A 14915-nucleotide genomic window follows, 5' to 3' on the forward strand; every position below is an offset into this window, starting at 1 on the left:
CGAAGATAGCATAATGCCTTGTCTGAGCATGCTGTGATGAAGCATGGGAAATTCAAATTTAACTATAAGAACATTTTTTTGATTTCTTCAATCAACGAATTAACACATCAGCACATCAACTCAGATTGCTTCGTCATGCCAGCGCACAACCAAACGCTAACTCCTTGCAATGACGTGTATATTTTATTTAATTCTTTAATCAACGAATTAGCACATCAGCATATCATCACATTAGCACATCAACCCATCAACTACACTACACTCAAGATTCCTTTCTCTTTCGCTTCTAAATTTGATTTGCCCATCAGGCTTTCATCAATCGCTCTGGCAGCTTCACGTCCTTCGCTGATGGCCCATACCACCAGACTTTGTCCTCTGCGGCAATCGCCAGCGGCAAATACTTTTTCTTTTGAGGTCTTGAAATTTCTACCTTTAACATTGCCGCGCTCATCGTACTCAAGGCCTAACTGATCAAGTAGTCCGTGATGTTGTGGATGCAAGAAGCCCATAGCCAGTAAAGCAAGCTCGCAAGGAATTATTTTTTCACTTCCCGGCACTTCTTCAAAGGTGGGCGCTGAACCTGGATTCGTTTTCATCACTACATCGGCTACTTTAATACCTTTAAGCTGACCTTGTTCATCACCTATAAATTCTTTACTCACAATACTCCACTGGCGCTCACACCCTTCTTCATGCGAGGTTGAAGTTCGTAATATCGTTGGCCAGTTCGGCCATGGCATGGCGGCAGTTCTTTCTTGTGGGGGCTTATTCAGAATCTCAAGTTGTGTTACTGACTTTGCACCCTGTCGGTTAGAGGTGCCCACGCAATCAGAACCTGTATCGCCACCACCAATCACCACCACATTTTTGTTTGTAGCCAACAGTACTTCTTCTTTCACAGCTTTGTCTGACACTCTTCGGTTTTGTTGTGTTAAAAAATCCATTGCAAAATGTACGCCCTTCAACTGTCGACCCGGTAAGGGTAAATCTCTCGGTACAGTGGAGCCTACACAAAGTAATATAGCATCGAAGTTATCAAAGAGTTGATCGACAGCATAGTTTACACCGATGTTTGTATTGGTTTGAAACTTCACACCTTCTTCCATCATCAATTTGATTCTTCGGGTGAGCACAAGCTTATCCAGTTTAAAATCCGGAATACCATAACGCAACAAACCGCCTACTTCATCGGCACGTTCGAATACAGTTACGGTATGCCCCGCATAATTCAATTGCGCTGCGGCAGCCAGACCTGTTGGTCCGGAGCCGATGATGGCTACAGTTTTATGCGTTCGGTTAGCAGGAATACGTGGCTTTACATAACCGGCTTCAAAGGCTTTTTCAATAATTGACTTCTCAATGTATTCAATAGCAACAGCAGGTTTGTTAATGCCTAACACACAGGATGCCTCGCAGGGTGCGGGGCAAATTCTGCCTGTAAATTCAGGAAAGTTATTGGTGGAAACTAAAATTTCGTAAGCAAGTCGCCAGTTCTCCTGGTAAACAGCATCATTAAATTCTGGTATGATGTTACCCAACGGACAACCACTATGACAGAAGGGTGTGCCGCAATCCATACAACGGGAGGCCTGCTTGTTGGTGATACCGAAATCCAGTGCACCATCAACTTCATTATAATCTTTTACACGAACCTTTGGATCGCGTTTTTTCGGCAGCGCTCTGTCTTCTTCTAAAAATCCTGTTGGTTTCCCCATGTTAAAATGATTTGAATAGAATACCTGATGTATTTATTTTAATTCGTTGCTTGTTTAACCTTCCCAGTAAGCTTTTGCTTTTCTAAAACAGCTTTGTACTCGACTGGCATTACTTTTACAAATTGTTTAAAGGCAGTTGACCAATAACTGAGAATATGCGCAGCAACAGTGCTGTTGGTATAATTCGCATGCGTCTGAATAATTTTTTTCAACAGTACTTCATCATCTGATTCCAGTGTATCGAGTAATACCATTTCCATATTGCAGTTCTTGACAAAGTGTTTATTCACATCCCATACATAGGCCACACCACCACTCATCCCGGCTGCAAAGTTCCTACCGGTTTCTCCCAGCACCACCACTACACCACCAGTCATGTATTCACAACCATGATCACCTACACCTTCTACTACAACGCGTACACCAGAGTTGCGCACAGCAAAACGTTCGCCCGCCATGCCATTGATGTAACTTTCACCGGAAGTGCCACCGAAGAAAGCAACATTGCCTACGATAATATTTTTTGCAGCGTTGTATTTTGATTTTTTATTTGGATGTAAAATCAGTTTAGCGCCGGAAAGTCCTTTACCAAAATAGTCATTGGCATCACCTGCTAGTTTAAAAGTAATGCCATGTGTTGTAAAGGCACCAAAACTTTGTCCTGCGGTACCTGTAAATGAAAACTGGAGTGTATCATCAGGTAATCCTTTTCCTTTATAAATTTTTGATACTTCATTCGAGAGCATCGCACCCACGGAACGATCCTGGTTGGTGATAACAAATTCTTCAGCCACACTTTCACCCTTCAGTAAGGCAGGCTGTGCCGCAGTGATTAGTTTTCTGTCCAGCACATCTTCGATGTTATGATCTTGTGCTTCTTGCTGGAAGATAGCAGTGTCTAATTGTACTGCGGGCTTAAACAATAAAGGTGAAAGATCAAGATGCTTACTTTTCCAATGCTGATTCGATTCACGTAATGCTAAACGATCACTCTGTCCAACCATTTCGTCTACTGTTCTGAAACCGAGTTCAGCCATTAGCTCTCTCAGTTCTTCAGCCAGAAATTCGAAGAGGTTTACCACATGTTCAGGCTTGCCGGTGTACAAGGCACGCAGTTCTTTGTTCTGCGTTGCCACACCAACGGGGCACGTATTCAAATGACACTTGCGCATCATAATGCAGCCTGTGGTTACAAGTGCCGCAGTAGCAACACCCCATTCTTCAGCACCAAGTAAAGCAGCAATGGCTAAATCTCGTCCGGTTCGTATTTGTCCATCGGTTTGTAGCACAACACGTCCACGCAATTTATTTTTTACTAATGTTTGATGTGCTTCGGCTAAACCTAATTCCCAGGGCAAACCAGCATGACGAATGGAGCTGAGTGGAGAAGCACCTGTACCACCATCGTGGCCGGAAATAAGAATGACATCCGCATGTGCTTTGGCTACACCAGAAGCGATCGTGCCAACGCCAGCTTCACTTACCAACTTAACGCTTATGCGCGCTTCGCGATTGGCATTTTTTAAATCGAAAATGAGTTGGGCTAGATCTTCTATTGAATAAATGTCGTGATGTGGTGGTGGAGAGATTAAACCAACACCGGGAGTGGCATGACGCACACGACCAATCCAATCATCTACTTTATGACCGGGCAATTGCCCGCCTTCACCCGGCTTGGCGCCTTGCGCCATTTTTATCTGCAATTCTTTAGCGTGCGTCAGATAGTTGCTGGTAACACCAAACCGACCAGAGGCTACTTGTTTAATGGCTGAGTTCTCCCAATCACCATTTTCTTTTTTATAGAAACGACTTTCTTCTTCACCACCTTCACCACAATTACTTTTACCACCGATGCGATTCATGGCAATCGCCAGTGTGCTGTGTGCTTCATGCGAAATGGAACCGAAAGACATAGCGCCCGTAGCGAAGCGTTTAAAAATGTTTTCTTTTGATTCTACTTCATCGATGGGTATAGATTTTCCTTTTTTGAATTTTAAAATGCTACGCAGGGTAATGGCTTTTTCACTTTGCTCATTGATGAGTGCTGTATACTTTTTGAAAAGTGAATAATCTTTTGTTCTGGTGGATTGCTGCAGCAAGTGTATGGTCTGAGGATTAAACAAATGCGCTTCTCCTCTTTGTTTCCATTGGTAGACGCCTCCCACTTCCAATTTTGGTTGCGTACCATAATTTTTTGGAAAGGCCAACTGATGTTTTACCAATGCCTCTTTCGCAATATCATCCAGCGTTAAACCGCCAATACGGGAAACAGTTCCGGTGAAGTAGTGGGTGATAACACTTTGATGAATGCCCAGCGCCTCAAATATCTGTGCACCATGGTAAGATTGTAGCGTGCTGATGCCCATTTTGCTCATGATTTTTAGCAACTCACCACCTACTGCTTTTTTATAGTTATAGATTGCTTTCTCTTCTGTCAAATCATTTTTTAACAGATTTTGTTTCTTCATATCGTGTATAGTCTGGTACACGAGATAAGGATTAACACCAGAGGCGCCATAACCAATCAACGTTGCATAATGATGTGTCTCCCATACATCGCCCGCCTCAACTAACAAACCAACTTTACCACGCAGCCCTTTGCGAATCAGATCGTGATGTACTGCGGCAACAGCGAGTAGCGAAGGGATTTGCGCATGACCACTGTCGAAGCTTCGGTCAGAAAGTATAATAATAGTAAAACCATCTTCAATGGCATCCTCTACATATTGACAAACGCGATTGAGACCATTTTCCAGCGAACCCGCTTTGCCATCGGCACGAAAATAGGTGTAGATGGTTTTGGTTTGAAGATGGCGATGATCGATGTACCTGATTTTTTCTAACTCAGTATTGGTCAGGATGGGCGTTGGTAATTCGAGTGTAATGCAATGCTCGGGTGATTCTTCCAGCAGATTCAACGAACCCCCTACATGCGAAGCAAGTGACATCACCAAACGTTCGCGAATGGAATCAATCGGTGGGTTGGTAACTTGTGCAAAAAGCTGCTTGAAGTAATTGGATAAATGTTGTGCCTGATTGGACAGTACAGCCAGTGGTGTATCATTTCCCATGGAGCCGATCGCTTCCTTGCCCGTTTCACACATTTGTAACAGAATGGTGCGGATGTCTTCCGAGGTGTAGCCGAAAGAGATCTGTCGTTTTAAGAAGGTAACAGGATCGTATTTGTGAAAACTTCCTCCGGGCTCAGGCAGGTCTATAAGTCTTACTTTATTTTCTTTCAGCCATTTTCCATAGGGTTGGAGTGTGCAAATTTCTTTTTTTAATTCATCATCACTGATAATACGGCCTTTCTCCAAATCAACCACAAACATTTTACCCGGTTGCAAACGACCTTTGGAAATGACTCTGGCAGTATCAATGTCTAAGACACCCACTTCTGATGCCATGATCACCATGTCATCATCGGTAACAATAAAACGCGATGGACGAAGTCCGTTTCTGTCGAGTGTAGCGCCCACAATTTTTCCATCAGTAAACGTGATGGAAGCGGGACCATCCCAGGGTTCCATCAAATTAGCGTGGTATTCGTAAAAATCTTTTTTCTCCCGACTCATCGCTTCATTGCCGTCCCAGGCTTCAGGAATGAGCATCATCATCACGTGCGGTAAGGAGCGGCCGGCATGCACGAGTAATTCAATGGTATTGTCGAGGTTGGAAGAGTCCGATTGTTTGGGATTACAAATCGGTAAAATCATGTCCAACTCTTCACGGGTAAAATAAGGTGAAGAGAAAAATGTTTCTTTGGCTTTTAACCAATTGATATTGCCCTGCACAGTATTAATTTCTCCATTATGTGCGATATAACGGAAGGGCTGTGCTAATCTCCAGGAAGGGGAGGTGTTAGTTGAGAAACGAGAATGGATTACCGCAAGTGCAGAAACCACTTCTTCATTTTCCAGGTCATGAAAATAGTAACGCAGTTGGCCTGACATGAGCATGCCCTTGTACGAAATCGTTTTATAAGATAGCGATGAGAAATAAAATTGATTATCGACACCTTTTACAGACTCCGTTATTAATTGCGTGACATATTTTCTAAGAATAAAAAGTTTACGTTCGAAATCATCCGCATGAGTACCATCATCCAGTCTTTTGATAAAGATCTGCTCCATTACGGGTTCTGACTGAAGTGCAGTTTCTCCCAATGCTTCGTTGCTGGTTTCGAGCGTGCGATAGCCCAACAACTGCATTTTCATTTTTTTGATTTGTCTGCTAAGCACCGTGCGACACTCTTCACGCACTTTTGCATCGCGTGGAAAAAAAATGAGCCCTACCCCGTAGTTACCGAATGAAGGTAACTTAAAACCAAGCTTACGACATTCGCTGCTGTAGAATTCATGTGGCACTTGTATTAAAATGCCTGCGCCATCACCCGTGTTGGGTTCGCAGCCACAAGCACCTCTGTGCTCCATGCGTTCTAACATGGTAAGTGCATCGCTTATAATCTGATGCGACTTATGCCCTTTAACATTGGCAATAAATCCAACACCACATGAGTCGTGTTCAAAACTTTCGTGATACAATCCTGCTGATGACAATTCTTTGAAGTTAAGGTTGACGTAAGACAGTCAATTTAATGAATCAAAGAATCCCATCCTGATCGTTGAGAAAAAAGTGTTATAAAAAGATTTAAAAACAAACTAACGATCAGTAGCGAAAACGTTTGTGTTGGAGACAGTAACCCTTGTTTAGCATAGTCATGGGGTTGATTTTAAATTTGAAATTTCAAATTTGAAATCAACTCATCCAGCATTGAGGATTTTATAATGTTGTAGAATAGTGTTAAATTACTTTCATGCAAGTAAAAGCGCTGGTATTAAAGCTGATGGTGCTTTGTTCACTTTCGGCAAACGCACAACAATTGGCTGACACTTTGTTCAAGCCTACGATTATAAATCCCGCTTATCAAAGAGGAACAGGATCTGTAGTGAGGATTGATGAAGCACATCATAACTTTCACACCATGCACGGACGCTACCTTCCTTTTACCCGCGTGCTGGAACAGGATGGTTACAGGGTTGAAAGGGGCACACAACTTGTTTCAAGAGAAAATCTGGATTCAGCTAAAATTTTTGTGATTGCGAATGCTTTGCATACTTCTAACCAGCAACGTTGGACGTTGCCAACACCCTCTGCTTTTACAGATGAAGAGATTGAAGTGATAAAAAAATGGGTAGAAGATGGTGGCTCATTATTTTTGATAGCGGATCACATGCCTTTTCCGGGAGCCGCTGAAAAACTTGCCAAGGCTTTTGATGTAACGTTCATCAATGGTTTTGCCATGAAAAACGGAGGCAAGGATATTTTTACTAGCGATGATGGACTAGTGAAAAGTAGTATAACACAGGGTCGCAACGAAGAAGAGTCTGTTACTGCTGTGCAGACTTTTACAGGTCAGGGATTTAAAGTTCCTGAAACTGCACAAGCGATTATTGCATTGAATAGTAAATATCAAGTTAAAATACCGGAGGTTGCCTGGGAGTTTGATAAAAAAACATCTTCAATATCAGGTGAAGACCTTGTGCAGGGTGCTTATATGAAATTTGGTAAGGGTAGAATTGTGGTGTTTGGTGAAGCGGCTATGTTTACGGCACAGCGCCAAGGCAATAGTAAAATTGGAATGAATGAGAAAAGTGCTTCGCAGAATATGCAATTGCTCTTAAACATTATTCACTGGCTGGATGGCATGATTGATTAAATCAATTACGCAGCCTCTTAATCTTTAGGCCTTACTTGTTCAGCCAGTTTTTTTGGAGCCACTTCACAATAGGCCGTAGTTAAAGCATCCGCAAGTAAATCTTTCCGCACCTTTTTCATTTCAATTAAGGTCCAGCCTTGCTTACCCCATTTATTGTCTAATGGATAAATGATTGTTTTGTCAGCTGAGGAAAACACGTGCTGATCAACTTCAGAAAGTTTAATGCAAAGTCTTTCATTTTTCTGATCGTAGGTAGCAAATATCTTTGCTTTCACCCTGAATGAAGTCTTTTCAAAATGTGGCATTTCTGTGGCTTCCGGAAATGAAAGCGCCAGTTTTCTCACGGAATTAATTTTTACCATATTTTAAACCATTGTTCTGTTTATACTTTGAAAAGGATGTTTCCGCATAAACCTACATACAAATAAGTAAACGCTACAGAAGCCATTGACCGATCATCTAATTTCCAATACATATCAAGATCAATCATTTAACTTCAATTTCCAACCAAGTCGATGTTATGAAGAAACCTAAACTAATGCTTGCCTTCCTGCTATTCTTGCTATGCTTAATTAACGGATATGCACAAGACAATACGAATGTACTGGAAGAACTTAAGAAAGTAGCCGTTATCGATCAGAAAGTAATGATGCCGATGCGTGATGGCGTACGTCTTTCAACCGACATCTACCGACCGAAAGGTGAGGGAAAGTATCCGATAATATTTTCACGTACCCCCTATAATTTTAACAGCTACCGCGATGGTGAGTTGGTAACACGGACCTTGCAAACTGCTTTGGAAGCGGTGCAGAAAGGGTATGCCTACGTAGTACAAAATGAACGTGGTCGCTTTTTCTCAGAAGGAGAATGGGATATTCTGGGTACACCTACTACGGATGGCTATGATGCCTTTACCTGGATGGCAGCACAAAGCTGGAGCAACGGAAAGATCGGAACCCTGGGTTGTTCATCAACGGCAGAATGGCAAATGGCGATTGCTGCGCTTGAGCATCCTAACCTGGCTGCTATGGTGCCGCAAGGTTTTGGTGCAGGCGTGGGTCGCATTGGTAAATACTATGAGCAAGGTAACTGGTTCAGAGGCGGTGCACAACAAATGTTATTTACTGCCTGGTTGTATGGTACGCAACACGATGAGTTTAAACCTTCCTTGCCTTCAAATATTACACAAGAGGATTTGCAGCGTATACAACGTTTCTACGATATGGCACCACGTTACCCAAAAGTAGATTGGTCTGTAGGTTTGAAACATTTACCAGTGCAGGATATTATTAAAAATGTAAATGGACCCAAAGGCATTTACGAAGACATGATACGGAGAACACCTAACGATTCGGCCTGGTATAAAGGCGGGCTGTATCATGACGACATGCCTTTTAACACACCAAGTTTCTGGTTTGTGTCATGGTACGATGTTTCTAGCAGTCCTAATCTTGCCTTATATAATCATGTGCGTAATAATGCGAAAGATGCAGCTGTACGCGACAATCAATATTTAGTAATTGCACCCACTTTGCATTGTGCTTATACAAGAGCAACTGAAAATACCATTGTGGGTGAGCGTAGTGTTGGTGATGCACGTCTTAATTACAGCGAACTTGTTTATGGCTGGTTTGATGTATGGCTAAAGGGTGAATCAAAAGATGCCTTGAAAAAAATGCCTAAGGTAAAGTACTTTACTATGGGGAGTAACCAATGGCAAAGTGCTGATACCTGGCCACCTGAAAATGCAGTGATGACGACTTACTATTTAAACAGTCAGGGGAAAGCAAACACAGGTACAGGTAACGGAACCTTGAGTACGAAAAAACCAACAAAAGATAATCCGGATACTTTTAAGTATGATCCCATGAATCCTGTGATGTCGTATGGAGGCAACGTATGCTGTACTGGAAATGCAGTGCAGGGCGGATCGTTCGATCAGCAGGAAATGGAGAAACGCGATGACATATTGGTGTATACCAGTGAACCGCTTGCAGAAGGAATAGAGGTAAGCGGATTTATTGAGTCTACACTTTATATATCTTCTGATGTGAAAGATACTGATTTTACGATCAAGCTGATTGATGTATATCCGGATGGTAAGGCATATAACCTCGATGAAACTATTCAAAGAGTCCGTTATCGTGAGGGTTATACAAAAGAAGTATTTATGCAGGCTGGCCAGGTGTATAAAGTGGACTTAACACCCATGTCCACTAGCAATTATTTTGAGAAAGGACATCGCATTCGTATTGAAGTGTCGAGCAGTAACTTTCCACGCTTCGACAGAAACTTAAATACAGGCGGGAATAACTATGATGAATCGGAAGCAAAAGTGGCAACGAACAGTGTGCATCACGCAGCAAAATATTTAAGCAGCATCCGTTTGCCTATTGTAAAAAAGAAGTAGTAGCCGCTAATTGATTTTAAGTAACACCCGTTTCTATTTACGGTAATGCTAAAGAGTATACATGCGTCTGACCGATGATTGCTGAAGAATACATCGGTCTGACGCATTTGCTATTGAAAGGATCAGTAGTGAGAAATTCACTCCTGATCTTTTTGTTTGATCATAGCGCATCTCATTAATTATAAGTTTTCTTAATATCCGCACAGAAACCATCTTTTTACTAGGATTTAACACTTACAGTCCTCGTTGTAATCAGCAGTTCGTCAATAAAAATAAGCCGTTTAAAGATGCAAGTGCCTCGCAACTCATCCGCAATATTTCGTGCATCGTTTAAACAGTAAAACCAGTATGCTATGAATACGGAAAAACTATTGTATACAGATGGTCATAAGATCACTGTTACGGATTCGACTTTTAAAGTGAATAAGAGCTTGTATCACTTAGAGGGAATCATCCGGCACGATTTCAGGGTAATTCCACCCAGGCGCATTCCGGTGCTTGTGATGCTCGCACTGGGTCTTGTCTTTTTGGCTTTGGGTGTTTTTAACCTAACGCCTGTTAATGCCATACAAAATTTGCAAGTAGGTGAATACGTACTGACAGCACGTTTGCTTTCATTGATCTTTGGTGCCATGCTATTTTTGGCGGGCATTATTTTTCTGATCATTGAAAAGGAAAAGTATGGTGTACAAATTGTAACAGCAGAAGGAGAGAAGGAAGTGGTTGTCAGTAAAGAAAGAGCATACATCGCCATGATACACGAAGCACTTAGCAAGGCTTTGGAGCGGTGGAGATTCTAAACAGTCAGTATAAAATAAAAAAAACCGGAGTGCTCCGGTTTTTTTTTGGAAATAAATTTGACTTTTGGCCTCAGTCTTTAATAACTCCAATCCAGTTTCCAGGTATCAATAATATCAAACGATATTTTAAAATCTGATGTAGGTGCTAAACTGTTAGACTGACCGAGAATGCCATAAACGCCTAAACGCAATCTCCTTCTTGGCCCGAGTTTAAAAATACGTTCCAAGCCTGCAAAAATTTCCTGGTGACGATAATTACTATCCTTTATCCACATAGCGCCTGCACCGGCTACCGTTCTGATTTTTGTTTTTTTGATCAAGGGAATATTGTTGATCATGGCTCCGTTGAAATGATGGATGTAGTGTGCCTCTAAAAACCAATTGGTTGTGGTAAGAGAGGTGTCTAATAATTGAAAAGAGTGTAGTGGCTCAGAATATAGAAAGGGATCCGATTGTCTGAAACGTTTTACATCAATGTCAGGAAGCTCTTTGGTGTTAACAAACCTTCCTGCTTGAAGGGTGTACCGGGAATCACCGAGTGTACCTAAGAGTAAATTTTGCTGAATAGAAAAATCGATGTAGTCAAAATTAACATCGCTTCCGAAAATGTAATTCCAACCTTTTCTGTGATTAAAAATAAGGGTAGGATACTTGCTGCCTAGCACAACCTTTCGTGTGGGCTCAGTCATGTATTGTTGTCCGGGCGTATAAGATAACGTGGTATTGGTTACAAAGGCCTGGTAGTTATTAAAAATCAGTGGATCTCCCTGATCGTAAATGTCATCGATGATGGATGTTGCATTTAATGAATCAATAGGCTTTCGATTGGCAAAGCCCCATTGCGATCTTACATAAAAGCCATTGAACAGCTCTCTCCTGTAAAAGATATCAGCATGCTCATGTAAAATATAATTGGCAATTTTCAATTGGTTGAGATAAGCATCAAATGGATAAATGGTGTAAAAAGATCTTCCGACAATTCCACCTAGATCACCCTGGTGGTAGGGATCATGCCGCCACCAGGCGTTTGCATTTCCCTGAAAGTCTCTATTTTTTAAACCCATTTTGAAAGCACCATTCACCCATAGGGTTCTGTCGTTTTCATATCTGCGAAAATAATTGGCATAAGGGCCCACTCTAAATCCACCAACAACAGCAAAATCGACAAGGCTTATCAATGACGCAATATTAACGGAACTTTTCTTCTCACCATTTCTGAAACCAACACCATGGTATATCACTTCACCGACTGTAATTTTATTGAATTTTGCATTGATAGAATCCAGGTAACGCTTACTATTTCTGACAGCTTCAATGCTATCGCGAATGGCGATCAACTTTTTTTCGTCTTCCGAAAGTGCTTCCGGTCTGGCCTGATTCCAATAGCTTGAATCTTTTTTAAAAGCATCTTTGGTAATAACAGAAACCTCATTGCCAAAAAAGCGTGGCGGAAACACGGCATCTTTTTCGTAATTCGAATAAGCAAGAATGGTTTTTCCTTTAAAAATTCTTCCACTGGCTTTTGTTTCATAGGTAAACTCTTGTCGTGTCGGAATCCACCAGTCCTTACTCACCTCTTCATAATTTTGTTTAATGGTGAAGAGATCGTAGAATTTTAGCCCTCCTTTTTCAATGGTAAACTCAAGGCGATTGATGTTCCAGGTGCTGTCATTTACAAAGAGATAACCATTAACGGTAGCATCTCCGCTTTTTCTTGGAATTACTTTTATTTTGTAAACTACTTTTTCATTTTCTTTTAACACTGCGTCCAGTTTGTACTTGTATGATAAAATAGCCGTTCTACTAATAGGGGAGATGAGTGGAATTTCAGAGATACCTTTCATGTCTACCAGGTTATGATAGAAATTAAAATCCGCCTGACTAAATATGGGAATAAACAACCCTTCCTTGCTGCCGTATAATTTATAGGCGGTTCGTTCTTCTTTATAATTTTCGGGGAATTGATAATTGAGCGTAAGCTGCATTTCTACCAGATTGATTTGCATCAACCTGGCTTCTTCCTGTTTGCGTGCTTCTTCTACAGGATCTTTGGTTGGATCTATTTTAGGAATTCCGTCTGGTGAATTTTGTTGAGCTGTTTTTTTCTTTTTATCGGATTGTTCCAGGGCGCGCACATAAATGTTTGTCTTGTAACTTTTAACCTGTGTCAGATGCTTTTCCTTATTATCAATAACGGATTGTATGATTTCAAAGGCAGGATCACGCCTGCTGGCTCTCACGACCAGTTCATTGAGTTGGGTGCTGGACGTTTGAAGTTTTATATTTTTAACTAACTCTGTATCCGCTACAGTAACAACAAAGGCCTGCGACTCATAACCAACACATGAAATGGCAACATGATAAATGCCGGTATTCATTAATATAAAATACTTACCCTGCATATTGGACGTAGTGCCCGAGTTTAGTTCTCTTATAAAAATGGTAGCGTAAGGAACAGGCTGATTATTTTCATCTGTAATGGTACCACTCATGCTTTGGCTTAAAGCATGAAAGGATAAGCAGAGCAAAACACTGCAATAAAGCAGTCGTTGATATTTACAAGTATCCTGGCTCAAAGAATATAGGAATGGTTAGTTTATTACTTTGCTCAGGTAAGCTTGTTGCTTTACTAACATCCTACATTACCAAAGCAATCAGATGACTTACTTTGTAATATTCATTCCACGCAGCGTGTACTTACCTTTATTGTATCTCCTGACTGCACATACCGTAACAATACATATAAATGGATAAACATACCTTATATTGTGTGGGACCTGATTTTTTTATGAATAGCCGATCAGTAATTCGGTTTGGTTGGTAATTATCCATTAAAATGAGCTTACTATTGTACTACTTGAATTTTGAATCAGGCTATTCAAATATGATTATCGTGCCTGTTAGCTTTCATAACAGTTATTAAAAGCAAAAGACCAGCAACGCTGGTCTTTTAAGCAAGATCTATAAGTAGTCTCACCCAGAATCGAACTGGGATCAAAAGTTTAGGAAACTTCTATTCTATCCGTTGAACTATGAGACCATTGAAATGCAAAAGTAGAAAACTATGTGGTTTGATCAGCTTCCGAATTATTAATAAATGAAAATTCATATCCATCTCCCATATAGTTGGGATAAAACTGGAGATGTTTCTTTTTCACCTCTTCAAATAGAAGTTGTTTTAGTGCGGCTATGTTCTGCTTTTTGGCGGCTGCAATAAAAATGATTTGCGCAAAGCCCATTTGCCGGTAATAACCCTTAGCCGCTTCTTCATCAAATTCTGGCCGCTGCTCTTTTAACATATCTACTTTATTCAACACCAGTACAACCGGAATTGAACCGGCATTGAGTTCAGCCAAAGTCTTGGACACTACTTCAATATGGTTTTCGTGGTAAGGATGCGATACATCAACCACATGGAGTATTATATCAGCCTCTCTTACTTCATCTAAGGTAGATTTAAAAGATTCAATCAAATGGTGAGGCAACTTGCGAATGAAACCTACAGTATCCGACAATAAAAAAGGAATAGTGCCCAAATTGATTTTTCTTACGGTTGCATCTACTGTGGCGAAGAGTTTATTCTCGGCCAGTACATCCGACCCAGAGAGTAAATTCATAAGGGTAGATTTACCGGCATTGGTATAACCCGCAATGGCAACGCGTACTATGTTTTGGCGAGCCTTGCGTTGTGTGGCATGCTGACTCTCAATTTTTTTCAGTTTCTCCTTTAACAAAGAAATCTGATCACGGATAATACGCCTGTCTGTTTCAATTTCTCTTTCACCGGCACCACCCCTTGTCCCTGTTCCGCCCCGTTGGCGCTCCAGGTGAGTCCACATGCGGGTAAGTCGGGGAAGTAAATACTGGTTGCGCGCTAGTTCTACCTGCGTTCTCGCCTGTGAGGTCTGCGCCCTTCGAAGAAAAATATCCAGTATCAATAAGCTACGGTCGTAAATACGCACCTTGGCCTCTTCGTCTTTCGGATTCAGTTCTTTCTCCAGGTTGCGAAGTTGCGAAGGACTGAGGTCATCATCAAAAATCACATGGTTTGCAGACAGGGCACGCACATATTCTTTCAATTCCTCCAACTTACCTTTCCCGATAAAGAATTTACCATCAGGCTTTTCCAGGTTTTGAATAAGTCTTTTCCCTGTTTTTATTCCGGCTGTTTCAGCCAGAAAGGCCAGTTCGTGCAAATACTCTTCAACAATTTCCGGGTGTTTGCTGTTACCTAAAGCAACCAGCACTGCAATGTTTTGTTTTTCAGTCAT

Annotated in this window: 8 protein-coding genes and 1 tRNA gene; 3 read left to right on the forward strand and 6 right to left on the reverse strand. The window is 41.3% G+C overall.

Annotated elements, in window-relative coordinates:
* Positions 1-251: 251 nt before the first annotated feature.
* The gene (locus tag ACO1XM_RS17515; protein ID WP_486231382.1) at positions 252-1715 is read right to left on the reverse strand and encodes a glutamate synthase subunit beta; all 1464 of its coding nucleotides are present in this window, start codon (positions 1713-1715) and stop codon (positions 252-254) included.
* 38 nt (positions 1716-1753) lie between these two features.
* Positions 1754-6274 carry a glutamate synthase large subunit gene (gene gltB, locus ACO1XM_RS17520; RefSeq protein WP_486231384.1) on the reverse strand — a complete coding sequence of 1507 codons (4521 nt, stop codon included), beginning with the start codon at positions 6272-6274 and terminating at the stop codon, positions 1754-1756.
* 257 nt (positions 6275-6531) lie between these two features.
* Between gltB and ACO1XM_RS17525 the strand changes: the two genes are divergently transcribed.
* Positions 6532-7434, forward strand: a complete 903-nt coding sequence (locus tag ACO1XM_RS17525) for a hypothetical protein (protein ID WP_486231386.1) — start codon at positions 6532-6534, stop codon at positions 7432-7434.
* A 17-nt stretch (positions 7435-7451) separates the two neighbouring features.
* Here the strand turns inward: ACO1XM_RS17525 and ACO1XM_RS17530 are convergent, their stop codons facing one another.
* On the reverse strand, positions 7452-7796 hold the full coding sequence (locus tag ACO1XM_RS17530) for an MmcQ/YjbR family DNA-binding protein (protein WP_486231388.1): 345 nt from the start codon (positions 7794-7796) through the stop codon (positions 7452-7454).
* Positions 7797-7954: 158 nt separating this feature from the next.
* Here ACO1XM_RS17530 and ACO1XM_RS17535 point away from each other — a divergent pair, with 158 nt between their 5' ends.
* Positions 7955-9844 (forward strand): CocE/NonD family hydrolase, encoded by a 1890-nt coding sequence (locus ACO1XM_RS17535; protein ID WP_486231390.1) that lies wholly within the window; start codon positions 7955-7957, stop codon positions 9842-9844.
* A 353-nt stretch (positions 9845-10197) separates the two neighbouring features.
* Positions 10198-10644, forward strand: coding sequence for a DUF6232 family protein (locus ACO1XM_RS17540; RefSeq protein WP_486231392.1), 447 nt, complete (start codon positions 10198-10200; stop codon positions 10642-10644).
* Positions 10645-10721: 77 nt separating this feature from the next.
* Here the strand turns inward: ACO1XM_RS17540 and ACO1XM_RS17545 are convergent, their stop codons facing one another.
* The 3 genes from ACO1XM_RS17545 to hflX form a co-directional block, all read right to left on the reverse strand.
* Positions 10722-13136 (reverse strand): DUF5686 and carboxypeptidase regulatory-like domain-containing protein, encoded by a 2415-nt coding sequence (locus ACO1XM_RS17545; RefSeq protein WP_486231394.1) that lies wholly within the window; start codon positions 13134-13136, stop codon positions 10722-10724.
* Positions 13137-13612: 476 nt separating this feature from the next.
* Positions 13613-13684 (reverse strand) — tRNA-Arg (locus ACO1XM_RS17550).
* 22 nt (positions 13685-13706) lie between these two features.
* Positions 13707-14915 carry a GTPase HflX gene (gene hflX, locus ACO1XM_RS17555; protein WP_486231396.1) on the reverse strand — a complete coding sequence of 403 codons (1209 nt, stop codon included), beginning with the start codon at positions 14913-14915 and terminating at the stop codon, positions 13707-13709.

This window comes from Chryseotalea sp., from assembly GCF_057350905.1.